This is a genomic window from Alteromonas profundi (genome assembly GCF_010500865.1).
GTDB lineage: Bacteria > Pseudomonadota > Gammaproteobacteria > Enterobacterales > Alteromonadaceae > Alteromonas > Alteromonas profundi.
In genome coordinates this window covers 118,092-142,113 of sequence record NZ_JAAAWN010000008.1, presented here as the reverse complement: position 1 = coordinate 142,113, position 24,022 = coordinate 118,092, and the positions used below count along the sequence as shown (strand labels likewise).

The 24,022-nt window shown below is 44.7% G+C and carries 23 protein-coding genes; 9 read left to right on the top strand and 14 right to left on the bottom strand.

The genetic code is table 11. The annotated features are described in order from the left end of the window. Window positions 1-104: 104 nt before the first annotated feature. On the bottom strand, window positions 105-2,204 hold the full coding sequence (locus GTH32_RS08190; protein ID WP_163084745.1) for an EAL domain-containing protein: 2,100 nt from the start codon (window positions 2,202-2,204) through the stop codon (window positions 105-107). A gap of 169 nt (window positions 2,205-2,373) precedes the next feature. Beyond that, entirely contained in the window at window positions 2,374-2,817 is a 444-nt protein-coding gene (locus GTH32_RS08185) for a tellurite resistance TerB family protein (protein WP_163084744.1), read from the bottom strand. Window positions 2,818-3,130: 313 nt separating this feature from the next. Between GTH32_RS08185 and GTH32_RS08180 the strand changes: the two genes are divergently transcribed. The 3 genes from GTH32_RS08180 (at window position 3,131) to pheA (ending at window position 5,746) form a co-directional block, all read left to right on the top strand. After that, entirely contained in the window at window positions 3,131-3,463 is a 333-nt protein-coding gene (locus tag GTH32_RS08180; protein ID WP_163084743.1) for an SUI1 family translation initiation factor, read from the top strand. 45 nt (window positions 3,464-3,508) lie between these two features. Further along, complete coding sequence (locus tag GTH32_RS08175; RefSeq protein WP_163084742.1) at window positions 3,509-4,312, top strand: response regulator; 804 nt, start codon at window positions 3,509-3,511, stop codon at window positions 4,310-4,312. 252 nt (window positions 4,313-4,564) lie between these two features. Continuing rightward, window positions 4,565-5,746 (top strand): prephenate dehydratase, encoded by a 1,182-nt coding sequence (gene pheA, locus GTH32_RS08170; RefSeq protein ID WP_163084741.1) that lies wholly within the window; start codon window positions 4,565-4,567, stop codon window positions 5,744-5,746. A gap of 94 nt (window positions 5,747-5,840) precedes the next feature. Here the strand turns inward: pheA and tyrA are convergent, their stop codons facing one another. Further along, window positions 5,841-6,986, bottom strand: coding sequence for a bifunctional chorismate mutase/prephenate dehydrogenase (gene tyrA / locus GTH32_RS08165; RefSeq protein ID WP_163084740.1), 1,146 nt, complete (start codon window positions 6,984-6,986; stop codon window positions 5,841-5,843). A 40-nt stretch (window positions 6,987-7,026) separates the two neighbouring features. After that, window positions 7,027-8,118 (bottom strand): 3-deoxy-7-phosphoheptulonate synthase, encoded by a 1,092-nt coding sequence (locus GTH32_RS08160; protein WP_163084739.1) that lies wholly within the window; start codon window positions 8,116-8,118, stop codon window positions 7,027-7,029. 367 nt (window positions 8,119-8,485) lie between these two features. On the opposite strand from GTH32_RS08160, the gene GTH32_RS08155 reads away from it, so the two are divergent. Next, window positions 8,486-9,229: an enoyl-CoA hydratase/isomerase family protein gene (locus GTH32_RS08155; RefSeq protein WP_246223181.1), complete on the top strand. Its 744-nt coding sequence runs from the start codon at window positions 8,486-8,488 to the stop codon at window positions 9,227-9,229. Between the two features lie 35 nt (window positions 9,230-9,264). Here the strand turns inward: GTH32_RS08155 and GTH32_RS08150 are convergent, their stop codons facing one another. From GTH32_RS08150 to rpsP, 7 genes are all read right to left on the bottom strand, one after another. Next, window positions 9,265-9,906, bottom strand: a complete 642-nt coding sequence (locus tag GTH32_RS08150) for a trimeric intracellular cation channel family protein (protein ID WP_163084738.1) — start codon at window positions 9,904-9,906, stop codon at window positions 9,265-9,267. Window positions 9,907-10,058: 152 nt separating this feature from the next. Continuing rightward, complete coding sequence (locus GTH32_RS19480) at window positions 10,059-10,907, bottom strand: sterol desaturase family protein (RefSeq protein ID WP_163084737.1); 849 nt, start codon at window positions 10,905-10,907, stop codon at window positions 10,059-10,061. Further along, entirely contained in the window at window positions 10,889-11,053 is a 165-nt protein-coding gene (locus tag GTH32_RS08140) for a hypothetical protein (RefSeq protein ID WP_163084736.1), read from the bottom strand. Before GTH32_RS08140 ends, GTH32_RS19480 begins: the two co-directional genes overlap by 19 nt. Window positions 11,054-11,245: 192 nt before the next feature. Next, window positions 11,246-11,605, bottom strand: a complete 360-nt coding sequence (rplS, locus tag GTH32_RS08135; RefSeq protein WP_163084773.1) for a 50S ribosomal protein L19 — start codon at window positions 11,603-11,605, stop codon at window positions 11,246-11,248. Window positions 11,606-11,623: 18 nt separating this feature from the next. Further along, on the bottom strand, window positions 11,624-12,340 hold the full coding sequence (trmD, locus tag GTH32_RS08130) for a tRNA (guanosine(37)-N1)-methyltransferase TrmD (protein ID WP_203565419.1): 717 nt from the start codon (window positions 12,338-12,340) through the stop codon (window positions 11,624-11,626). A gap of 45 nt (window positions 12,341-12,385) precedes the next feature. Continuing rightward, entirely contained in the window at window positions 12,386-12,907 is a 522-nt protein-coding gene (gene rimM, locus GTH32_RS08125; protein ID WP_163084734.1) for a ribosome maturation factor RimM, read from the bottom strand. A gap of 23 nt (window positions 12,908-12,930) precedes the next feature. Further along, the gene (gene rpsP, locus GTH32_RS08120) at window positions 12,931-13,182 is read right to left on the bottom strand and encodes a 30S ribosomal protein S16 (protein WP_163084733.1); all 252 of its coding nucleotides are present in this window, start codon (window positions 13,180-13,182) and stop codon (window positions 12,931-12,933) included. A gap of 209 nt (window positions 13,183-13,391) precedes the next feature. Between rpsP and GTH32_RS08115 the strand changes: the two genes are divergently transcribed. After that, the gene (locus GTH32_RS08115) at window positions 13,392-13,877 is read left to right on the top strand and encodes a hypothetical protein (protein WP_163084732.1); all 486 of its coding nucleotides are present in this window, start codon (window positions 13,392-13,394) and stop codon (window positions 13,875-13,877) included. Window positions 13,878-13,918: 41 nt separating this feature from the next. Here GTH32_RS08115 and GTH32_RS08110 read toward each other — a convergent pair whose 3' ends face one another. Next, a complete protein-coding gene (locus tag GTH32_RS08110) occupies window positions 13,919-14,491 on the bottom strand; it encodes a DsbA family protein (protein WP_163084772.1) in 573 nt (190 codons plus the stop codon). A 285-nt stretch (window positions 14,492-14,776) separates the two neighbouring features. On the opposite strand from GTH32_RS08110, the gene GTH32_RS08105 reads away from it, so the two are divergent. The 4 genes from GTH32_RS08105 to GTH32_RS08090 all read left to right on the top strand — a co-directional run bounded on the left by GTH32_RS08105 (window position 14,777) and on the right by GTH32_RS08090 (window position 22,386). Then, on the top strand, window positions 14,777-16,054 hold the full coding sequence (locus tag GTH32_RS08105; protein WP_163084731.1) for an O-acetylhomoserine aminocarboxypropyltransferase/cysteine synthase family protein: 1,278 nt from the start codon (window positions 14,777-14,779) through the stop codon (window positions 16,052-16,054). Between the two features lie 316 nt (window positions 16,055-16,370). After that, window positions 16,371-18,131, top strand: coding sequence for an ABC transporter transmembrane domain-containing protein (locus GTH32_RS08100; RefSeq protein ID WP_163084730.1), 1,761 nt, complete (start codon window positions 16,371-16,373; stop codon window positions 18,129-18,131). A 102-nt stretch (window positions 18,132-18,233) separates the two neighbouring features. After that, entirely contained in the window at window positions 18,234-19,289 is a 1,056-nt protein-coding gene (locus GTH32_RS08095; protein WP_163084729.1) for an efflux RND transporter periplasmic adaptor subunit, read from the top strand. Further along, on the top strand, window positions 19,282-22,386 hold the full coding sequence (locus GTH32_RS08090) for an efflux RND transporter permease subunit (RefSeq protein WP_163084728.1): 3,105 nt from the start codon (window positions 19,282-19,284) through the stop codon (window positions 22,384-22,386). Before GTH32_RS08095 ends, GTH32_RS08090 begins: the two co-directional genes overlap by 8 nt. Here GTH32_RS08090 and GTH32_RS08085 read toward each other — a convergent pair. Together GTH32_RS08085 and GTH32_RS08080 are read right to left on the bottom strand one after the other, a co-directional pair. Beyond that, on the bottom strand, window positions 22,383-23,597 hold the full coding sequence (locus tag GTH32_RS08085; RefSeq protein WP_343033404.1) for an alpha/beta hydrolase: 1,215 nt from the start codon (window positions 23,595-23,597) through the stop codon (window positions 22,383-22,385). The two genes, GTH32_RS08090 and GTH32_RS08085, sit on opposite strands and share 4 nt — an antisense overlap. After that, a complete protein-coding gene (locus GTH32_RS08080) occupies window positions 23,594-24,016 on the bottom strand; it encodes a tellurite resistance TerB family protein (protein ID WP_163084727.1) in 423 nt (140 codons plus the stop codon). The genes GTH32_RS08085 and GTH32_RS08080 overlap by 4 nt, the downstream gene beginning before the upstream one ends. Window positions 24,017-24,022: the final 6 nt, after the last annotated feature.

Below are 24,022 nucleotides of genomic sequence, written 5' to 3'. Positions count from 1 at the left end.
TTATTTTTATTAAATAACAATACGTTACCCAAAAACACTGAGATCACACTGGTTAAAGCGTAGCAAATTAGTAACACACTAACTGCGAAACCTTTAACAAGGCCTTAATTTTTGTCAGGCTGCGATTGCTGCGCAATTAGCTGGGGTAAATCGAATTGGCTAGGCATGGCAATGACTTCCTCAAGGGGCACAGGCTTGCTAAACATAAAGCCTTGAATATGGTCGCAACCATGGGAAATTAAGTAGTCCCACTGAAAGCTATTTTCTATTCCTTCAGCGCACAAACTTAACGACAGACGCTTTGCTAAGTCAATAATTGCGCCCGTAACTAACTGGCTACGTTCAGATGTCTCTAATTCACGGACAAACTGCTTGTCTATTTTTAACGTATCGATGCTTATTTGGGTAAGGTAACTTAGCGAAGAGTATCCGGTACCAAAATCATCTAATGCAATAGCGCACCCCATATTACTCATGCGCTTAAAGAACTTATTCGACAGTGCAAAGTTTTCTAAATAGGCAGACTCAGTGACTTCAAACTCCACATACTCGGGGTTTATTTGATGGCGTGTAAATATTTGATAAATCGTGTCGAATAACGAGCTATTGCGTATATCGTGGCCAGATAAATTAATCGATACACGAAAACGTCGCTTTAACCACCCTTTTAGTGTGGGCATATCCGCACAAACTTGATCGATTACCCATTGGGTAATCGCGGTAATTTTCCCCCCTTGCTCTGCAATAGGAATAAATTCAGAGGGCATAACCATGCCAAATTCAGGGTGCTGCCAACGGATCAGCGCCTCAAGCCCTACTATCATACCCTCGCCATTCACTTTAACCTGGTAATAAACAATGAACTCATCGTCTTTGAGTCCATGTTCAATAGCGTTTGCAAGATGTAATTTTCGCTTGTGGGTTTCCACCATGTCAGGGGTAAATACCGTATAACCTCCCCGCCCTCTCGCTTTAGAGCGATACATAGCTAAGTCGGCATTACTCATTAATTCACTTAAGTCATACTGGGCATCCGCGGCCTTTGCGATACCAATGCTTACCCCAACTGTTAGCGACAAACCTCTAAGGTGAAAAGCTTCATTGAACGCGCTGATTAGGCGCATAGCTAGATGTTCAACACTTGTATCTCGCGCGGCTCTGTCAGGCACTATAAGAAATTCATCACCCCCTAATCGTGCAACTAGGTCACCCTCTCTAATAAGGCTACTTACTCTATCTGCCACTTCAATAAGAATTAGGTCGCCCGTTTCATGACCTAGCGAATCATTTATGCCTTTAAATCCATCTAAATCAAAAAACAACAGCACAAGGTCTTCTTCATTGCGCCTTGCCCGCGCGAGTTCTAGCTTTAAATTATCCAATACGAATTGGCGATTTGGCAGGCCCGTCAAGCTATCGTAATTCGCCAGCCTAGACATTGTTTCTTGTTGGTCTATTAAGGTTTGGTTTTGTTCATGGTTAATCAACAATTCCACTTCGATCATCGCCAAAAGGCTATTAATATGTTGCCCTAAGGTGCCTATTTCATTGGCCTCATCAACAGATGTTCGTAAGGCAAAATCTTTTTTGTGTACTACAGCCTGGGTAAACTGAGTTAATACGGTAAGCGGTTTAAGTAAGCGGTGCACAAGAAACAAACTGGCAAGCGTGCACAATAACCATAACCCGAATACGGGTAAGGTAACGCTCATTAATAATTTTTCTAAGCGTTCTTTTACAGGAATGTGAATATCAAAAAATAAAACTAAATATCCGTCGGGATAAAGACTGTTACCGATATTTTTACGAACTATCACAGCGTCGTTTTCAACTAACGTACCATTGGGCATAGCAGACGCAGGGTATTGTTGGAAGAATACTTCGGCAAACCTTCTGTTGTGATGGCCGCTTTGTTCCACGATAAGTTCATCGTTGGCGTTGTAAACCCGTGCGCCGATAAAATGATGGTATTCTATTAGCCCTGCTAACAAAGGGGTAAGCGTTCGCTCTACATCCAATTCCCGGGCCATAAAAGGCGCTAGCGTATTGGCTAAGCCTCGTGCTATTGCTGCGCCGTGCTGCTTTTCGATGTCAATGTGATCTGATTTATTTTCATTCACACTTAGCATAATAAGCAAAAACGCCATTAAAAATAGCGATACTGTAATGATAAGTCCAACCGGCCCTTTAATCGTTTTAAGCACACTTTTTCCTTCGATTACGTCTAGACACTCGCCACGCCCATTCTCTGAAAGGCTCAATTTTTAAACGATTCTTGAAGGCACTTTTAAAAAATGCCGCAGTCAAAAATGGCCGGTGTTATACCATATTTTTTTATCGTTGGGGCACTCTATTTAACCATAACATTAGCCGTTATTGTTCATCGCCTGTCACAGACAGTTTAGCTTTAATAAATTGACTATGGGGCACATGCAGTAAATCGGCGATCCGACGGATGGTATGCTCTTCAATAGGCGCGATAGATTTGTCCGCATAAGCTACTTCCCATAAGCCTTTCACTATTTGCTGTTTATCATGACTGTCACAGTTTTCGTTAATTACCTGGGTAAATTGTACCAAATCTACAGCATCTTCTGCGCTCGCCCTGCCTTCATCAGCCAGCGCATTCAAGGCTTCTTGAGACAGCGAAAAGCGCGCGTATAGCTGCGCTTTATAAGCAGCAAGTTCGGCGTCATCCACGTGGGCATCTGCTCGCATAATTTCACTTAGTAAAGCTGCTGTAGCCAGCTCTACCGTGTGTGACTTTTCACTTTCAGATACGTTACTTTCAAAGAGTTGTAGTAAAGTTCTTAGCATATCGCATTCCTATTTTATAGCTACTGCAGATAAACAAATATCATAGTCACATTTATTCGTCTGAAAGTTCCCTTGAGCTCACAATAAAATGAGATAACGGTCTGAATTCACGCTTTTTAACCAAAAGGCTTCACTCTCTATTCGCCCATATCTTCTTGCACAGTATCACATCAAGTGCGCCTAGATGACCATACAGGTGCGTTTTTATCGGTAAGTAAATGTTATTTTTCTCATGATTATTTATACTTACCCCATACGCCCCGCATCGGCGTAAATGGTAGAGATGAAAGGTTGAAATACCTTGGGAGTTAATATGCAAGATTGGCAAGACGCACTATTGGTCTATAGTACTGACGGTGGCAAAGTAAAAAAATCAACTAAAGACGAAACGCGTTCTGTATCAAGTGATGGTATTGTAAGAATTCACCGAGAAACCAAAGGCCGTAAGGGTAAAGGTGTCTCGCTAGTAAAGGGGCTAGACTTACCCGCTGACGAACTAAAAAAGCTAGGCACTGAGCTTAAGAAGAAGTGCGGATGCGGTGGAGCTGTAAAAGCTGGCGTGATTGAAGTACAAACCGATGATCGTGAAAAGCTTAAAGCGTTACTGCAAGATCGTGGATTTAGCGCTAAAATTGCCGGTGGATAATCTAAACCTTTACTTTCCGTAATACATAACAAAAAGAGTCTGGAAATGGAAAAGCTGTCAATTTCTGATTTACATATAATATTAATTGAACCCTCTGATACCCAAAGAAAAATAATAACTAACTTATTGCTCAAAGAGAATGTAAAGGAAATTGATCCAGTAAGTACCGTGGCACAAGCCATGTCAGCGGTGGAAGCACATGGCGCCGATCTTATTGTTAGCGCAATGTATTTTGAAGATGGTACTGCCTTAGATTTACTTAAATTTATTAAGCAAAGCGATGCTTACAATACAATCCCATTTATGCTGGTATCTAGCGAAAATCGAATGAGTAAACTAGAAGAATTCAAGCAGGCTGGGGTTGCCGCTATCCTTCCTAAACCCTTTGAACCTTTACACTTGTCGCGTGCGTTAAATGCCAGCTTAGACTTGATAAACCACGATGAACTCGAGCTTGAACTGTTCGATGTTCAAGATGTACGCGTATTGTTAGTTGATGATAGTAAACTAGCGCGTAACCATATTCGCCGAGTACTTGAAGGCATGGGGCTTAAGCGAATTAAAGAAGCAGAAAACGGTGCAATGGCCCTCACCTATATTAAGGATGAGGCGTTTGATTTGGTGGTTACCGACTACAACATGCCAGAAATGGATGGTAGAGAATTGTCTGAGTTTATTCGGTTTAATCCAGAAACCACGCATATCCCCATTATTATGGTGACTTCTGAGTCTGCTGACAGTGCACATATGGCCAATATTCAACAAACCGGCGTAAACGCGTTGTGTGATAAGCCCTTTGAACCTACAGAAGTACGCCAAATGCTGGCCGCTTTATTAGGTAATGAATAAATGTATTAGCCCTACTAACCTTTTGGTCGGCGGGGATCAAGTTAGGTTTTAAAAACTTATATACAGCTTGTAATAAAAGGTTGACACCATGGGCAAGCCAGAATAAAGTTTAGCCTATGAAACCGAATAATATAGTTGCAGTAGCTTTCTTTTTTGCGTTTATGCTCTTTAATTAGGGAGGCGCGGCTACATGCATAAAAACCTCCCACTAAGGGAGGTTTTTTTTTAGCTTTTACCAACAAGTGGACCACTATGTCAGATAATGCCTTAGATGCCGTTAGAGAACGGATAACCGCCCTAGACAGCGAACTATTATCGCTATTAGCAGAACGCCGTACACTGACCAATGAAGTTGCAGAAACTAAGATTAAACATCATATTCCAGTGCGTGACCAAAAGCGTGAAGAACAATTACTTGTACGCTTAATCAAAGAAGGCAAAGATGTCGGCCTAGACCCGCATTATGTCACACAAATATTCCATGTTATCATTGAAGACTCTGTGTTAAATCAACAAGCTATGCTGGCCGAACGTGCTAACCCAGGAAGTACCTTGCCGCTTAATCGAGTGGCATTTTTAGGGGATAAAGGCTCTTATTCCTACTTAGCTACGCAGAAATATTTCTCTCGTCGTCCCGGTGAATTGCTAGAAATAGGCTGCCAAAGCTTTAGCGAAATTATCCAAAAAGTGGAACATGCCGAAGCCGACTATGCGGTATTGCCTATTGAAAATACAACATCAGGCAGTATCAACGAAGTATACGACCAACTTCAACATACCCAGCTAAGCATTATCGGTGAACTTACTCATCCGATTCGTCATACATTATTGGTGGGCGCTGAGACAAGCATAGACAAAATTAAAACTCTGTATGCACATCCGCAAGTGTTTACCCAATGCAGCCACTTTCTTGCCGAGCTGGGCAATGTGGAAGTTAAAACTATGGACAGCACTTCTTCTGCCATGCTGACAGTAAGCGAAATGAAGCGAGACGATGTGGCGGCTATTGGCAGTGAAGCAGGCGGAAACCTGTATGGCTTAATGGCCATAAAGAGCAATTTAGCCAACCAAAAAGAAAACCACAGCCGTTTTATAGTGGTGGCACGCAAACCGGTTGTGGTGCCGCTGCAGGTTCCAGCCAAAACTACCTTGGTAATGTCTACTATTCAAAAACCTGGCGCATTAGTAGAAGCCTTGTTGGTGTTGCGGGATAACAGCATTAATATGACTAAACTTGAGTCTCGCCCTATACCCGGCAACCCTTGGGAAGAGATGTTTTATATTGATGTGGAAGGGAATGTAGAAGATGGCCCAGTGCAAAATGCCCTTGATGCCCTACGCCCAATTACTCGCTATATTAAAGTGCTAGGATGCTACCCTAGCGAAGAAATAAGCCCAACGAAGGTTGCCGCTGCCAGTGCGTTGGCGGAGTAATCGCCGCCTGTATATTTAGATAGCAAAAAGGCGACTTCACACGTCGCCTTTTTCTTATATTCACCTTAACGTAGCGAGCCGTAATTAAGTACGACTACTTTTTACGTAACAACTGCCCATCATCCGCTTTGAGCAACAATTGCTTGCTGTCAACCAAGCAGGTTTTCGCGTAATCACCGAACCATTCACCTATTGCAGAAAATTGCTCAATAAACGCCTCTTTATCATTATTTTCCAATAGCGAAAGTGCTACACCAAAACGCTCATAAAAACGGCGGAGCAAACTAAAATTATCCGGATTATTGAAAATAATATCTGCATACAAAGCGGGGGCTTGGGCAAATAACCTCCCCACCATTGCCAACTCAAGGCGATAAATTGGCGAGCTAAACATGGTTAGGGTTTCAAGATCCGGGTTTTCACCTTTTAAATGTGCCCCATAAACAAAGGTATTGAAGTGGCGCATCACCTGAATGTAAGCCATAGACTTATCATGCTCAGAAGCACTGCTTTGATGAATGGTCGCCCCCCAAATACGCATTTGGTCAATTAACCAAGTGTACTTAGTTTGCTCCCGTCCATCACACACCACCACAACTTGCTTAATCATGCCGGGCGCATCAGGCCCAAACATAGGGTGTAAACCAACTACTGGGCCCTGGTGAGTGGCAAGCATTGCAGCTAGTGGCTTTTCTTTGATACTGGTAATATCAGCCAAAATACAGTCATTTGGCAGCATAGTTAATTGTTCAATAACCTGCTCGGTGACATTAATAGGCACCGCCACCACGACCAGCGCAGCCCGACTCAACGTTTTCTGTGCATCTCCCGACTCCCAGTCTTGTTGCTCTACAACTTCAACTGTGTAGCCGCTGCGTTCAAATAGCCCTACAAATACCTTACCTAGTGCACCAGCACCGCCAATAACCACCACTGTGCCTAAAGACGGATTAACACAGCGATAGCGGTTGTTTTGTGTGTGATACGACTCGCGCATAATTCTGCGCAATAGGTCTTCGGTAAGTTCAGGGGAAACCCCTTCTCGTTCAGCTTGCGCCCGCCGAGTAGCAATTAACGCTTTCTCTCGCTCGGGAACGTAGACGGGCATACCGGATTCGGCTTTAATTTGCCCAACTTGGGTGGTTAGCGCGCTTCGTTTAGCTAAAAGCTCGACGAGTTGGGCATCCAACTCGTCTATTCCTTCACGCAGCGTATTGAGTTGCTGCGAAAAATCTGCCATTACGGGTTATCCTCTATGTCACTTAACACCTTGCGGCATGTTAAGCCACATCGGTACGTTTATTTTGACGTAAGGGTAACACAGTTATTAATTTATCTCTGGTTTGCGAGATCAAGGTTTCCGTAGTTTCCCAGTCAATACAGCCATCGGTTATCGAGATACCAAATTCGAGCTCTTCAGGTTTTTTACCTTCTGCTTTTTGATTACCCGCTTTAAGGTGACTTTCTAGCATAATTCCGATGATAGACTGATTGCCTTCAAGAATTTGGTTAACTACATTTTGAGCAACCAAAGGCTGACGGCGATAATCTTTTGATGAGTTTGCATGGCTACAATCAACCACAAGCCCTGCGGTTAAGCCGGCTTCTTGCAACTCAATTTCACATTCAGACACACACACAGAGTCGTAGTTTGGTTGCTTACCACCACGTAAGATAATGTGGCCATCAGGGTTACCGCTAGTAGCAATTACACTCACTTGACCTTGCTTGTTTATGCCCATAAAGCGGTGACCAGAAGCCGCCGACTTTAGCGCGTTAATGGCAATGTCTAAACTTCCATCTGTACCGTTTTTAAAGCCTACAGGCATAGACAAGCCACTGGCCATTTCTCGGTGAGTCTGCGACTCAGACGTTCTGGCACCAATAGCAGACCAGCTAAATAGTTCAGCTAGATACTGTGGACTAATAGGGTCAAGGGCTTCAGTAGCCACAGGCAATTCAAGCTCTGCCAACCAAATTAGCAGCTCACGCGCTTTGCGTAGGCCAGTTTCGATATCAAACGTACCGTCGATGTGCGGATCGTTAATAAGCCCTTTCCAACCTGTTGTGGTGCGAGGTTTTTCAAAATAAACACGCATCACAATAAATAGCGTATCTTTACACGACTCGTGCAGTTCTTTCAGCTTCAGCGCATATTCTTTTGCCGCTTCTACGTCGTGAATTGAGCACGGCCCACACACGACTAACATACGGTGATCACGGCGATGGATAATGTCAGAAACAATTTTTCGCGAATCTGATATCGCTGCTAGCGCTTTTTTAGAAACAGGCAGTTCAGCGCTTAATGCGTCTGGGGTAATCAGCACATCTTCTGCGCTGACGTGAATATTATTTACTGTGTCCTTAATCATGAGGCTCTCTTAACTACTAAACGAAGAAAAATGGAACGTTAAAAGAGTATGCATTAGCATGTAAACTTTACTATACAGATAGCTTTTTCTATATTTCTTTAACGTCATTGACTTTTTAACAACTTACGATTAATAGCGCAAGCTTTAACGTATAATACTTTAATCTAACCACCTTTCGTAGCATATCCACGTGAAAATAAGGCATGTAGAGGCGTTAAGCGAACACTTTTTAGTCATTGGTGAGTATTATAGACGCCGGTTTCGCGGTTTGCCTGCAAGCAAGGAAGAAACGTGCGTATTTATTCACCTCAATAAATAGCCTTAATTGTTAAACACCACAAAATTCGTGCAACATACGGCTACCTATATGGCCAATATGAAGCGACAACGGGAAATGGACTCTTTACAACTTACCTTTGATGGAACCGTGGCAATACTTACCATGTGCACAGCAGAAAACCGCCACAACCCAGCGTTTGCGAAACAAATGCTGTCTACTTTAGAAGAAGTACAAAAAAATCATACCTGCACTGCATTAGTGATAACGGCAAGTGATGAAAAGTGTTTTAGCTTAGGTATTGATACCGACTGGTTAATGCCAGCTATACAATCAAAGCAATTTGACGATATTAAAGACTTCATGCACACCATGGATGCGGTATTTAAAACCCTATTGCTATTCCCTATACCTGTTATCGCAGCGATAAACGGCCACGCTTTTGGCAATGGCGCTATCCTAACCTGCGCCTGCGACTTTCGGTTCATGCGTTCAGATAAGGGCTTCTTTTGCTTCCCTGAGGTAGATTTATCTATACCGTTTCTGCCTGGCATGATTGCGTTTGTAAAGAAAGCTGTGCCCTATTATCGTTTCAACGAAATGAAGCTTTCAGGTAGACGCGTATCCGGCGCGGAGTTAGCTAACGACCATGTGATTGAACGTGCTTTTGACTCACACGAATCATTAATGGAAGGTGCATTAAATTACGCCAAAACTTTCGATAAGAAACGCAGTATCTTTGGTGAGCACAAAAAACGGTTACACAAGCATATAATTGAAACTATCGACAATGAAAACCCCTACTTCATCGACAACATGATATTAACGGTTTAGTTAATATAAATAGCGGCCTGACTGCACGGTACTGTTTATTGCTCTTTATCGCTTGGCGCAGCTTGACGTTTTTTAAATAAGTTCACCCGCCATCCCCAGCGGGTTGCGCCTGCTCTTAACACAACAGTGACAACAACTGAACCCAGAATGCACCATGCGTAGGGTGCATCAAGTGAGAATAATGCCGCGTAGGTTAGGCCTCCAGCCAAGCACGCAGAAGCATAGACATCTCCTTGCATCACAAGAGGGATCTCTCTGCACACTACATCTCGCATAAGCCCGCCAAAGATGCCTGTGGTCATCCCCATGGTAATAGCGATAATCATGCCTGTCCCTTCAATAAGGGCTTTTTCAATCCCCATAATATTAAAAATGGCTAGCCCTACGGCATCCACAAAAATAAAATAGTAGTTAGATAGCGGCGGCATATAGCGAATAAATAAGATGGTGCCGATAATGGCGGCATAAGTGGATAATAAGTAATCGGGGCTACTTATCCAAAAAATAGGTTGGCTTAAGACTACGTCTCTTATTGTTCCCCCACCTAACGCGGTTAGACAAGCAACAACAACGACACCAAACCCGTTTATTTTTTTCTCATGGCCTAATAACGTGCCTGACACGGCAAAAAACGCCACCCCTAATATACCGAGAAAGTGAAAGTACTCTGTTGTCATTAACCCACGCTCTTATTTATACCTTTAACTTATTCTGATGAAGTCCATTTATAGTTCACCTATGAAATACACGATAAAAAGCCTTAATGCTTATTGAAGCTAGGTGTAATCGCCTGTGAAAATAATGGATATGACGAGCTAACAGCGGTGGGTTAGGCTTTGTTGCGAGGCTTTTTACGTAAGGGGAAAAACAACACACTAGAAAAATTCGTGGGAATGATGTGCATGTGTTCACTAACGCCGTGCGTTATTCCCCTTAATGTTTTAAGACTCACCACTGACAGGGTATTAAACACTCTGTCCCAAAACGTTAAAACGATCCCGAAGTTTTTGTTACTTTGATGTCGATGGACGCTATGGTGCACCGAGTGGAGGTTAGGTGTGACTATTAACCACGCCAGCTTTTTTGCAATGACATCGGGCAAATAAAAATTGCCATGGGTAAAGGCAGATGAGACTGCTTGGATTACAAAATAGACCAGCACTGCTGCGGGGGGAACAGCGAGAAAGACGATAGTGGCACAAAGTAAGCAGGAGGTAATAATAAACTCTAAGGGGTGAAAACGTAGCGATGTTGAAACATTAAAATACTGGTCACTATGGTGAACAGCATGTATTTTCCACAACCAAGGGTGAGAATGGTACAAGCGATGCATTAAATAGAGTACTAAGTCTGCAGCAATAAGAAATATTAACGTGCTACTAAATATAGATGTTGATACGACATTGAATAATCCCCAACGGGTGTCTTGGGACCATAGTGAAGCAGAAAACGCTGTTACGGGTAAAATAAGCTGAACACAAAGCGAACCAATGAAAAATAAAACAACATTAAAAAACCAACGATCAGATTGGATCTTTTTATTGATTTTCTTGGCAGCAAAGCAAGCTTCAAGAAGCAAAACAAACAAAATCACCGATACAAAAACAATAAAGTGAATTTGTTCACTTCTGAAACTTACACTTTCTAACACTTGGAAACTTACTTCCTGTTTTTCCACTTAACTAAGCCAATTACAACAGCAACAGCGCCAATGACTACGAGCGTACTTGGTTCGTCAACCGGTGTTGCTACCGGAGCAGACCCAGCCAAGGCACTGTGTGAGACCACGAGTAACGAGAGTAGTGAGAGCAATTTGGTTTTCATCTTTATTATTCCTTTTATTATTTACCTACAGTTCGATTTAGCAAAAAGTATGCCACCATAAAAATCAATAAGTTACGTTTGCTATTCGAAGAAAATGTAAATAAATGTGACACTTAATTAAACAATAGGCACAAAAAAGCCCGCTTAAAGCGGGCTTTTTCGAAGTTAACAATAACGCAAGGATTAGTAATCTTAGTTAAGCTTTTCTTTGATACGTGCAGACTTACCTGAACGCTCACGTAGATAGTAAAGCTTAGCACGACGAACCGCACCGCGACGTTTAACTTCTATTGAAGAAACTTGCGGGCTGTGTGTTTGGAACACACGCTCAACGCCTTCGCCGCTAGAAATCTTGCGTACGGTAAAAGACGAGTGCAGACCACGGTTACGCTTAGCGATAACAACACCTTCATATGCCTGAAGACGCTCTTTGTCACCTTCGGTAACGCGAACTTTAACAACTACTGTGTCACCTGGACCAAACTCAGGTACATCAGACTTAAGCTGTGCTTGCTCAATTTTTTTGATGATATCTTGACTGACTTTGCTCATCATATCCTCTCGTCCTAGTTAACTGTCATCTTGCCGCAACAGTGCTTGATATTGATCAAGCAAACGTTGTTGCTCCTCAGTCAGAGCTAGGTGATTTAACAAATCAGGGCGACGTTGCTTAGTTCTCACTAAAGATTGCATCAGTCGCCACTGCCTAATTTTTTCATGATCTCCACTTAGCAACACCTCAGGTACCTTTTGACCATCGAGTACTTCTGGCCGCGTATAATGCGGGCAATCCAAAAGTCCATCGGTAAAGGAATCTTCAACAGCTGAAGCTTTATGCCCCAGCACACCGGGTACTAGCCTAGCAACTGCGTCCATTAAGACCATTGCCGGCAGTTCGCCGCCGCTTAGCACGTAATCGCCAATAGACACTTCTTCATCTACATGGCGTTCGATTACACGCTCGTCAATTCCTTCGTATCGCCCACATATTAAAATAGTGCGGTCGATATTGGCTAAGCGTTGCACGCCTGCCTGGTCAAGGGGTTTCCCTTGGGGTGATAAGTAGATCACCTTACTGTTTTCGCCACCAATGCTCTTGGCAGCGTGTATTGCGTCAGTAAGCGGTTTTACCATCATTAGCATGCCGGGTCCGCCTCCATAGGGGCGATCGTCTACTGTACGATGGCGGTCATGAGTAAAGTCACGGGGGTTAAAGGTATCGACCGACAACTTACCAGATTTAACTGCTCGCCCTATTACACCCTGTTGAGTGAATGGCGCAAACATATCTGGAAACAGGCTTACTACCCCGAACCACTTTTCCGGTGTCACTTAAAACCCCGGGTCCCAGTCAACTTTAATGACCTTCGCTTCCTTATCTACCTCTTGTACAACTTCATCATAAACAAAAGGTAATAATCTTTCTTTTTGACCAAAAGCATCGCCAACATTCGCTTTAACGTGAATCACGTCATTAGCACCTGTATTAAATACTTCTTTCACGACACCAAGATCGTAACCTTGCGTTGTTACTACTTTCATGCCCGTGAGCTCGCGCCAATAAACCCCTTCGTCACCCAAATCGGGAAGTTGCGCTGCATCGATATTAATGTCCAAGTTTTTAATGCGTTCAGCATCATCTCGGTCTTCAATACCTACTACTTTTGCAACTAGGCCTTTACCATGCGGTCGCCATTGGTCAATTTGATATTCTTTTTCGTCACCAAGAAACCAAGGTAAGTACTCAAAGATACCTTCTGGTTTTTCTGTATAGCTGTTGATTTTGACCCAACCTTTTACGCCATAGGGCGCGCCAATTTTGCCAATAACCACTCTGTCAGACGCTAGACTCATCTATACTCACCAGTTAAAACAGCTTATGCTGCAGATTTTTTAGCTTCTTTTACCAAGCTAGAAACGCGCTCTGATAAGCTCGCGCCAACGCCAACCCAGTAATCTACACGCTCTAGATCTACGCGAAGACGTTCCGCTTGACCTTGTGCAGTTGGGTTGAAGAAACCGATGTTTTCAATGAAACGACCGTTTCTTGCACGACGGCTATCAGCCACCACTAGTTGATAAAATGGACGCTTTTTCGCGCCACCACGCTGTAAACGAATAGTAACCATAAATGCCTCAAACTCGTTGTAGCGTTACCGTTAACTTAAGCCTTCAACCTGCGTCTAAAAATTAGACACCAATTGGAAGGCCGCCGAATTATACGGATATCACCATTTAATGCAAGTAAAAGTCTTATTTACCCCTTAATTAGTGTTGCCGCTTTTCTTGGTGAAAAGCTATGCTGGAATAGCATCAGGAAAATAAACAAAGGATTATTATGAAATTTCGCACTTTATCGTCAATATTTCTTCTTGCGCAGCTAGCAGCATGTAGTTCTTTTTCACAACTTACTGTACCTCAAGCAGAGATCGCCTCAAACGAAGCCCGTGTAGATTTCTATGCACAGCAGTGGGAAAACGAGGAAGAGTTTGTTCGACTCATGTGCTGGAATCAACGTCCGTCCGATGAATTTAGAATCCGAAACATATCAGCTGGTGAACACGTTCTCTTTGTTACAGCCGCAGTTGTAAATTCTGGAACAAGACAAAAAAATCGTAGAGAAGCCGTGGTTCGTTTAGATGCAGACCTAGAAGGGGGTAAACGCTATTCTCTTGCACAGTCCCGAAAAGGCGACAGAATGAAAGTCTGGATTCAAGAAACTCAAACTGGTTTATTAGCCTCTCACGTGATTGATGTTGAGATTGGTGTACCCAACTTCGTTGGTAATTCTCGCCTAGAACAGTGTAAAGAGGGCACGGTTTAACGAGCACATTAAGCAGCCTTTTTTTGAACCATTTTAAACCGCTATAAGAGGCGTAGGGTCACACTGGCGTCGTTATAGTCATAACGAATATAACGAAAACCTTCATCCGTTTTCAAAATTAAACTAGGAAAGCCCTGCGCGCCAATGGCTCGCCCTAGGCTAATTTCTTCCATCAGCTCGCTTTGTGTAGCTTCGCTAGTTAAGTCTTTCTCAAACTGCAAAGCATCGAGGTCTTGCTCAATGGCCAGTCTTATTAGCGTGCTATTATCTGATGGGTTCATTGCACGAAGGTAGTACCCTTCTTGAATGGCTCGGAGCATCGCTATTTCCTTACTGGGATCTTGCTTTCTGGCTGCTATAACTGCGCGGCAAGAGGGATAGGTTGAGCGGCGAGGCTCGCATTTTTCCCAAAAATCGAAGTTAAACTGTGTGCCTGGTACTTTTTGCATAATGGTTTGCCAGTATCCACTGATAGCAGTTTGCATTGCACTAGGCATAGGTTCGTTAGAGTCAGGCGCTAGCCCGCCCAATAAATAACGTACCTCTATATGCTCTGGTAACCTCTGCTTTATTTTTTCCCAAGTAGGCGCAAAGGCCCAACACCAGCTGCACATAGGGTCGTGTACATGATAAAGAACAGTGTTATTAGTTTGTTGCACTATTGAAACTCCAACTCATTGATTATTAATAAGCGTATGCGAACACAAGGCGAAAGGTAGAGAGGGCTTTTTCTTGAATTAAAAAAAGCTATTCCCCCTTAATTACCTGCACGCTCCCGCTATCAATAACTTTTTATTTACAACATACTATTTATGGCTTCACAAATGGTTATTTTTCATCTACCTTAGATGGACGTCTAAACGTCCAAATTAACATCTAACGTCCTTAAGGTATGTTCAATGAAACCAGAAACGATTGCGTTACATGCAGGCTATACTAGCGAAGAAACCACAAAAGCAGCAACCACGCCTATATATCAAACCACGTCTTATACGTTTGATAACACACAACATGGCGCGGATCTATTCGACCTTAAAGTGCCGGGAAATATTTATAGCCGCATAATGAACCCTACCAATGCGGTCTTAGAACAACGTTTAACAGAATTAGAAGGTGGCGTTGGCGCATTAGCCGTCGCCTCTGGAATGGCCGCTATACGCTACGCCATTGAAGCTATTGCTGAAGTAGGCAGTAACATAGTGAGTGTCGGGCAACTGTATGGCGGCACTTACAACTTGTTTGCCCATACGTTCCCACGCCAAGGAATTACAACTAAATTTGTACAAGCCGATGACTTCGAGGGTTTAGCTGCCGCTATCGACGAAAACACAAAAGCGGTATTTTGCGAATCTATTGGTAACCCTGCTGGTAATATTGTGGATATTAAACGCTGGGCCGACATTGCCCATGACGCAGGCGTACCGCTAATTGTAGACAATACTGTAGCCACCCCTATTTTATGCCGAGTATTCGATCACGGGGCAGATATTGCCGTACACTCGTTAACAAAGTACATTGGCGGTCACGGCACAACCGTGGGCGGTATTATAGTTGATTCGGGCAAATTTGACTGGGCCGCCAACGCCGAACGCTTTAACATGCTAACCACACCTGATCCTAGCTATCACGGCGTAACCTACACCGAGGCCCTTGGCCCTGCTGCGTATATCGGCCGCTGCCGTGTAGTCCCTCTTCGCAACACAGGCGCGGCCCTTTCTGCGCAAAGTGCCTTTAATATTATGCAAGGGCTTGAAACATTATCTTTGCGCATGGAGCGTCACTGCGAGAATGCCGAAAAGGTCGCAGCTTTTCTCGAAAAACACCCTTCAGTTAATTGGGTAAATTACGCCGCCTTGCCGTCCAGTGAACATTACGACACCTGCAAGCGTATTTGTGGCGGTAAAGCTGCGGGCATTATTAGCTTTGGCATTGAAGGTGGCATAGCTGCCGGTTCGAAATTCATTGATGCTCTTCAGTTAATACTGCGTTTGGTCAACATCGGTGATGCTAAATCGCTTGCCTGTCACCCTGCAAGCACAACCCACCGACAATTAAATGCGCAAGAGTTGGCGTCTGCGGGGGTAAGTGAAGATATGGTACGCATTTCAGTAGGTATCGAACATATTGATGACATTATCGCCGATATAGAACAAGCCCTTGCAGCTAGTCAAAACTAGCGAATAACATGGGCAACCCATACGGTGTTACCGCCGTGTGCTTTATGTAAATGCAATTGAGGTTCGTCGTAATGATGCGGACCTCAATTACTCTCTCCCCTCCCCCTCGTTTTTAGATTAACGGCCCACCCACCTGATTTACTGCATCTGTAGTCGCATGTTCAAAACAACGCATGCATATTCAGCGTATAATCTTCAACATTGTTTAAGATTGGCTCCATGCCGGTAACGCTTACACGTTAGTATCGTTAGGTTTTTCTCCTAACGTTACAGCCTTATTTTAAAAACCAAGTCGAAGTTTAAAAAAGAGGTTATTTTGGCTACACCGCTAAATGAAGTATCTACAAAGCAAGTTTTACTATGGATTGGTTCCCATTTACGTCGGTACAAAAAGCGGGTGGTTGGGGCCATACTGGCTTTGTTCACCGCTGCCATTTCATGGCTAATGCTAGGCCAGGGCATTAAGTATGCTATCGACAGTGGCTTTGTAGAAAGCGCGCCTGAAACCTTGAATAAAGCCACTCTTATCGTGCTTGCCATCACATTAGTCGCTTGCGTGGCAACCTATGCGCGTTTTTACCTTATGACGTGGTTAGGAGAGCGGGTTAGCGCCGATATTCGAAAGCAAGTCTATGCGCATTTATTATCTCTGCCGCCATCGTTTTTTGCCGAACTACGCACTGGCGAAGTCATTTCTCGTTTTACTAGTGATACCACGGTGATCCAAACCGTGGTAGGAATGAGTTTATCAATGACATTGCGTTCCATCGTTACCTTTTGTGGCGCGCTAGTGCTGATGGGAATTTCAAGTCCGCTACTTACCTTTTGCGTAATTGTGGCGGTGCCGGGAGTGCTTATCCCTATAAAGGTTCTCGCCCCACAGGTACGTAAATACGCCAAAATTAGTCAAGACAAAATAGCCGATTTAGGGGCACATATCGACCAAAGCTTGCACGAAATAATGACCGTACAAGCCTATACTGCTGAAGATAAAGAGCGCCATCACTTCGCCTCTCGTGTAGAGCTTGCTATGGCTGCGGCTAAGCGCAGAATACACTACCGCTCGTTACTAATCGGCTGCATTATGTGCTTAAGCATGACGGCTATTATCTTTATTGCATGGGTGGGCGCCAGACAGGTATTTAGCGGTGCCATGACAGTAGGTGAACTGTCTGCGTTTTTGTTTTACGCCGTAATGGCGGGGGGGAGTATTGCCACTATAAGTGAAGTTATTGGCGAAGTGCAACGGGGGGTTGGCGCTTCAGAACGCCTATATCAACTTTACCAGACCACACCTGGGATCATTTCACCCGGCGATCACGTAAGCAAAATCAATACATCCCATATGGCGCCATCTATTACGCTTAAAGACGTTACCTTTGCGTACAATAGAAGTGCGCCTTTGTTTACCAACCTAAATCTACATATAAACGCTAACGAAAAGTTGGCCTTAGTTGGGCCTAGCGGCGCAGGAAAAACAACACTATTTCAAATGCTAATGCGTTTTTACGATCCTCAGCAAGGGCACATCCTGATTGATGGCGTGCCTGCATCTACCCTGCCCCTACACACCCTACGCAAATATATTGCGGTAGTAACACAAGAGCCCGTGGTATTCGCAACTACGGTAATGGAGAACATTCGATACGGCAATGAAGAGGCTAATGACGAGGCGGTAATAAAAGCCGCGAAGCAAGCCTTCGCCCACGAATTCATCGACAACCTCGAAAATCGATATCACACAGAACTTGGTGAGCGCGGAACCAAATTGTCTGGCGGCCAAAAACAACGTATTGCCATTGCTCGAGCAATTCTGGCTAACCGCCCTATTTTACTGCTTGATGAAGCTACCAGCGCGCTAGATGCTATGAGCGAGCGCATGGTACAGCAAGCCATGAATCGGTTAATGGAAGGTAAAACCAGCATTGTTATAGCCCACAGGCTAGCTACCGTGCAGCACGCAGACAGAATTGTGGTTATGGATGCAGGTAAGGTTGTAGCCACCGGTACCCATAGCGAACTGATGAAAAGCGATACCTTGTATAGGGAATACGCTGAACTGCAATTGCTTAGCTGAACTGGCTGTGGTGCTATACAGTACATAATGCTTAAGTAACGTGATGTACAAAATACAAACAAAACTCATCACGTAAAAACGATAAAACGCTTCGGAAATATAATGAAAAACTTACTATCCCGTTATTTTACGGCAGCCACATGCTGCCTCGCGCTCGCTCTTCCAAGCGCCACAAGTTTCGCCCAGTATCGTGGGGATGAACCAGCTAAGTTGGTGGTTACACAACCTATCACATTTATACATGAAACCCGTAATGTTGAAGCTGTGGGCAGTGCCGAAGCTGTGCGCTCTGTAACGCTTTTCTCGCCGGTATCTGATGAAGTGGAAGAAATTCACTTTGTTCCTGGCCAGTCTGTAGAAGCGGGAAAAATACTGGTGCGCTTGGATGATAGACGTCAACAAGTAGCAGTAAAGCGCGCTGAACTGAATTTAAAAGAAGCACAACGTACTTTAGAGCGATTGGAATCTAGTTATAAAAAAGGGGCTGTGCCCATTAGTGAACTCGATCTCGCCCGTACTCAGCGAGATTTAGCCCAAGTTGCCCTGGAAGAAACCAAAGTAGACTTAGAAGACCGCCATATAATTGCACCTTTTGATGGTGTAGTGGGTTTTACCGACATAGAAGAAGGCGATCGTATTAATGAACAAACGGTGATCACCACCATAGATAATCGCGCTAAACTATTCGTTAACTTTAAAGCGCCAGAAGCAGCGTTACCTGTTTTGCTAAACGCGCCGAAAGTAACGCTTGAACCATGGACGGATAAAGAAACTTCGCTTAGTGCGGAAATCGCGCAAATAGATTCTCGCATCAATGAGACTGATCGTACCCTCCGTGCTCGCGCCCTGTTAGATAACTCTGCTGATAAATACCGCCCAGGGATGAGCTTTCGTGTTCATTTAAGTATGAAAGGCGACCGCTATGCGGCAATACCCGAAGCCGCTTTGCTATGGGGCGCAACCGGGGCCTATATTTGGTTAGCGGAAGATGGTAAAGCGAAACGCGTGGATGTAAGTGTTCACCAACGCCTTCGCGGCACTATCTTAGTATCTGGCGATATTGAAGAGGGCGATACTCTTATTGCCGAAGGCGTTCAGCGTTTGCGTACAGGCCAAGCGATTACTACCGAACTTGCTGGAGGCCCAGCAAATGAGTAAGACTCCCGTGACGAACGACTTACCCTCGTTATCTATTCGTCGCCCCGTACTCATTGTGGTATTAAATCTGTTGATAGCAATTGCTGGTTTAGCCGCATTAAGTGGGCTTGAAGTAAGAGAATTGCCTGATGTAGATACCCCTCGAGTAACAGTAACAGCGTCTTACCCCGGAGCGTCTCCTGAAACGGTTGACGCAGAGGTTACCAGCCGTCTTGAAGGCGCCGTAGCGCGGGTGAGTGGAGTAAAAAACATTTATGCCCAAAGCGAGGAAAACTCAGCCCGCGTTAGGGTTGAATTTAGGCCTGGCATTAACTTAGAAGATGCGGCAAATGAAACCCGCGAATCGGTGAGTCGCGTTCAAAGGCAATTGCCTGAAGATGTTGAACAAGTTTCAATTATTCGTGCCGACAACGACGCACAAGCAGTGGTTAGCCTTGCAATATCAAGTGATACGCTGGATATGGAAACCCTCACAGAGCGGGTAGATACCGATGTGGCCCCCCTATTTTTAAGCATTCCCGGGGTAGCTGATGTAAGTTTAAGCGGCGATCGCGCCCGCGTTCTTAGGGTGTCCGTAGATCCGCTTCGTTTAACCAGTTTCGGGCTTTCCATGACAGACATTGCGGATGCACTTGCCCTTGCCCCATTTGATGTTCCAGCAGGCAGTATTCAGTCGGCTGATCAAGCGCTTATTGTACGCGCTGATGCCACCTCGGTAACCGCAGAAGATGTAGGTAATATTGTTGTTAGTGGCGATATTCGCGTTAACGATGTGGCCAGCGTATATTTCGGTCCCGCTGATAGTTCAAGTGTCGTGCGCCTTGACGGAAAACCTGTTATCGGAGTAGGTGTCATACGCCAGGCAAGCTCAAATACCATTGAGATCTCAGATGAAGTTCTTGCAATGGTAGCTGACTTAGACAAGCGGTTTACTGATATGGATATCGTAGTGACATCTGATGACGCTGAGTTTATCCGCGATTCTGTTACCGAAGTTGTTGTTTCACTAAGCCTCACCATTGCCCTTGTAATCGTTACCCTACTGGTATTTATCGGTAGCTGGCGCGCAACGCTCGTGCCCGCCCTGTCTATACCAGTCTCGTTGGCAGGCGCCCTTGGCATAATATGGGCGATGGGTTTTTCGATTAATATACTTACTCTGTTAGCACTTGTGTTAGCCACCGGCATGATTGTGGATGACGCCATTGTCGTATCAGAAAACATTCAACGGCGCAGAGGCATGGGCTTAGGCGCGCGTGCCGCAGCAGTGGTGGGAACCCGAGAAGTCTTTTTCGCAGTTATTGCAACTACCGCGGTGCTCGCCTCGGTATTCATTCCTATTGCCTTTCTTCCTTCTACCGCAGGTAGGCTATTTAGAGAATTCGGCGGTGTACTTGCTGGTGCCGTAATTATTTCATCCTTCGTTGCTTTGTCACTGGTTCCAGCACTTACCGCACGATTAGCAGTAAAGAAACAAACCACCTCGGGTTTCTTTCATGCTACATTCGGCCGCTTTGGGCACGCATGCTTACGGGCATACCAATATTCTTTAGTGAAGGCATTGAAATACGCTTGGGTAGTAGGTGTATTGAGCTTACTGGCTGGCGGTGGTGCGTACCTTTTAGCCAAGAACATCGACAATGAACTGTTACCGAGCGAAGATAGAGGTACCATTCGAATTTTTGCCCGCGGACCTGATGGGGCTGGGCTAAACTTTATGGATCGGCAAGCCGAGAAAATGGAAGAAATGCTACTGCCCTATGTGGAGAATGGCACCATTGACTCTATTTATACCGTTGTAGGGCGCTGGGACCCTAATATTGTGTTTATAACTGCCCCGCTCCAACATTGGGATAATAGAGATAAATCGTTACAGGACGTGGTGAATGAAATTCGTCCTGGACTGCAGAATATCCCCGGCGCTCCCGGCAATGCTTTCGGCGGCAATAGCTTAAACCTTCGAGGTCAGGGCGGCGGATTAGAAATAGCGTTAACAGGCGATACTTACGAGAATATCCACAAGGCCGCTATGTCGTTCGCCCGTGATATAGAAAGCGCGATGCCTGAACTAGGACGACCAAGGGTGAGTTACGACCCGACTCAGCCACAAATGCGGGTAAACATCGACCGACGTCGTGCAGAAGAGCTTGGCGTTCCCTTAAGTGATATTGCCAGCACACTAACGGCAGCGGTAAACGGCGATGATATTGCCGACCTTAACGTGGGCGATCAGGCTATCCCTATCATGCTTCAAACGAATAACAGAAGCACCTTAAACCCTTCTGAATTAACCAACTTGTACGTAAAAAGTAATACCGGCAATTTGGTTCCGCTGTCTAGCGTTGCCTATATTACTGAAGAAGGGGTAGCTGCAGAATTAGAGCGACAAGCGCAGCGCCGTGCCATTAAGATTGAAATGGAATTACCAGAAGATATTCCCCTTAGCGATGTTGTGGAGGGAGTTCGCAGTCTTGCACAAGAAAACCTTCCGAACGGGATTGGTTTGGTATTTTTAGGCGAAGCACAAACATTTGAGGAAACGTCACAGCAAGTTGCCCTAACGTATGTTTTGGCCTTTATCATTGTATTGTTAGTGCTAGCCGCGCAGTTTGAGAGTGTAAACAGCGCGATAGTCGTTATGCTCACGGTTCCCTTTGGTATTGCCGCTGCTATTTATGCCTTGTTCTTAACCAGTACAAGTATCAATGTGTATTCGCAAATTGGCTTAGTTATGCTTATTGGGTTGTTGGCGAAAAATGCCATATTACTTATTGAGTTTGCTGATCAGCTAAGAGATCGCGGCTATGAAGTGTACGACGCCATTGTTGAAGCAGGTAAAGTTCGTCTTCGCCCAATTATGATGACCCTTGTGTCGACCATATTAGGTGGTCTTCCTCTTATCCTCTCTACAGGCGCAGGGGCAGAAGCACGTAACGCTATTGGTTGGGTAGTATTCGGTGGATTAGGTATCGCGGTTGTCTTTACCTTGTACCTTACCCCTGTTTTGTACCTAGCCTTAGCGCGCTTCACCAAGCCACGGGCTGATGAAACTGATAGACTAGAAAAAGAAATGGAAGCCGCTGGCGAACATGCTTAATCCCTAGCGCATAGTGTACTGGCTTTTTCCTTATCGGTGAAAGCCAGTAGTTGCGCTATCATAGCGTCAAAGTAAGGGTTATATGTAAGTCGAGAGTAAACGTGTTGCTTATCGGTGTAGCCCCAAGGCCCAAACCATACCTCCTCCCCAGCCTCGCATTGAGCCTGCTTACCTTCTGATTGACCGTTGTCGCAGATACGAAAGTTTGACTGCACACCGTATAACGGGTTTTCAGGTGAAAATAACACGCTCATATGAGACGCCGCAGCTATGCGTTTTTCGGGTAAGCGCATAGTCTGTAACGCTACTGTGGCGCCCTGTTCGGTTACGTCTCGTGGGGCGGTTTCTCCCTGCCATAACAAACATTTGATGGGTGATGTGAAGTTGTTAGCGTACTGCTGAGCAACCCATTGCGTATCGACAACGCTGTCTTGTTCGGCAACAACTATTATCACAGGCACGTCTATCTGCTTGGTTTCAAAATAACCTTGAAGTGCGTTTACGCTTTCTTGATAAGCGGCGAAGCCCGGCATCGCCGTTGAATTATAGCGACTGGGATTGTCTTCTTTTTCCACATTAGGCCAGGGAAACAAACTATCTACATAAGGCGCGAGTTTTGACACAAAAAAGCGTGACTTAAAGGCGGGAGAAAACAGTAATAAGCCCTCAACATCATCACGCCCAGAGGCAGCAAGTGTCACCAAATTCGCCCCTGTAGAAAAGCCACCGGCGTAAAGCGTATCAACTTCTTCAGCAAGCAGGTTTAAGTGAAACTCGGTTTCCTGCTGCCAACTGTCATAAGATACTTTAAGCATATCTCCTGGCTTAGTTCCGTGGCCCGGTAACAATAGGGTTCGAACTCGTATGCCTTGATTACATAAAGATTGTGCTACATCACGAAAAAAATACGGTGAGTCGCCTAAACCGTGAACGAAAAGCACGCCGCGATCGGTGACATTGCTTGCGCACTCAAACGGCATATTCATCGCCAGTTCCTGCGCTTCATTTTCGCTAATAAAAATGCGTTCCGACTTTAGCCATGCTTCAATACGGCCAAGATAACGCGAATAAGGCGCAACTTTGCTAGGAAATGTGGCCGACGAAGCCGTAAATCTAGCACTCGGCTGTGAATGACACCCGGCTACGCCTAGTAGTGTGCTAGCAGCCACAACCAAGGCGGCTGCGGCAAGAGGAGTTTTACTGTTTTTCACTGGTGAGCGACTGCTTCCCCTTCACTGTTTTGCTCATTCACTTTATTTGCCACTAGGGCTTTAGCAAGTAGTTTATGAGTAAGCACTGAGAGTAGTTCTGTTTCTTCTTCACTTCGTTCCCCGTCTACCCCCGTAATCATCATGGCCACTTCTAACGCTTTCTCGGCATCAAATACCAAGTCTTCTTTAAGATCACGCATATACTGCAACGTATCGCCGGTATCAATAGCCTGGCGGGTTTGATAAATAGTATCGGTAAGAAATGCCTCTGGGCATATAGGGCTCTGCCAATCGAGCTCTTCTACCACAGAGTTGAGATAGTCCTGCTCAGACAAGGTGACCATACCATCAACTTGGTACAATAAAACCGCCAATTTGATTAACGCTTGATTAAAGCTTTGTTGTTCAGATAAATGCATAATTAA

Coding starts and splice junctions, on each gene's coding strand:
- GTH32_RS08110 (WP_163084772.1), bottom strand. CDS start 14,491: ATGTGCAGCTGGTGTTGGGCCTTTGCGCCTACTTGGGAAAAAATAAAG.
- GTH32_RS08155 (WP_246223181.1), top strand. CDS start 8,486: ATGGCCAATATGAAGCGACAACGGGAAATGGACTCTTTACAACTTACC.
- rimM (WP_163084734.1), bottom strand. CDS start 12,907: ATGAGTCTAGCGTCTGACAGAGTGGTTATTGGCAAAATTGGCGCGCCC.
- trmD (WP_203565419.1), bottom strand. CDS start 12,340: ATGTTTGCGCCATTCACTCAACAGGGTGTAATAGGGCGAGCAGTTAAA.
- GTH32_RS08090 (WP_163084728.1), top strand. CDS start 19,282: ATGAGTAAGACTCCCGTGACGAACGACTTACCCTCGTTATCTATTCGT.
- GTH32_RS08150 (WP_163084738.1), bottom strand. CDS start 9,906: ATGACAACAGAGTACTTTCACTTTCTCGGTATATTAGGGGTGGCGTTT.
- GTH32_RS08185 (WP_163084744.1), bottom strand. CDS start 2,817: ATGCTAAGAACTTTACTACAACTCTTTGAAAGTAACGTATCTGAAAGT.
- GTH32_RS08140 (WP_163084736.1), bottom strand. CDS start 11,053: ATGAAAACCAAATTGCTCTCACTACTCTCGTTACTCGTGGTCTCACAC.
- rplS (WP_163084773.1), bottom strand. CDS start 11,605: ATGAGCAAAGTCAGTCAAGATATCATCAAAAAAATTGAGCAAGCACAG.
- GTH32_RS08115 (WP_163084732.1), top strand. CDS start 13,392: ATGAAATTTCGCACTTTATCGTCAATATTTCTTCTTGCGCAGCTAGCA.
- GTH32_RS08080 (WP_163084727.1), bottom strand. CDS start 24,016: ATGCATTTATCTGAACAACAAAGCTTTAATCAAGCGTTAATCAAATTG.
- pheA (WP_163084741.1), top strand. CDS start 4,565: ATGTCAGATAATGCCTTAGATGCCGTTAGAGAACGGATAACCGCCCTA.
- tyrA (WP_163084740.1), bottom strand. CDS start 6,986: ATGGCAGATTTTTCGCAGCAACTCAATACGCTGCGTGAAGGAATAGAC.
- GTH32_RS08180 (WP_163084743.1), top strand. CDS start 3,131: ATGCAAGATTGGCAAGACGCACTATTGGTCTATAGTACTGACGGTGGC.
- GTH32_RS08095 (WP_163084729.1), top strand. CDS start 18,234: ATGAAAAACTTACTATCCCGTTATTTTACGGCAGCCACATGCTGCCTC.
- rpsP (WP_163084733.1), bottom strand. CDS start 13,182: ATGGTTACTATTCGTTTACAGCGTGGTGGCGCGAAAAAGCGTCCATTT.
- GTH32_RS08175 (WP_163084742.1), top strand. CDS start 3,509: ATGGAAAAGCTGTCAATTTCTGATTTACATATAATATTAATTGAACCC.
- GTH32_RS08160 (WP_163084739.1), bottom strand. CDS start 8,118: ATGATTAAGGACACAGTAAATAATATTCACGTCAGCGCAGAAGATGTG.
- GTH32_RS08105 (WP_163084731.1), top strand. CDS start 14,777: ATGAAACCAGAAACGATTGCGTTACATGCAGGCTATACTAGCGAAGAA.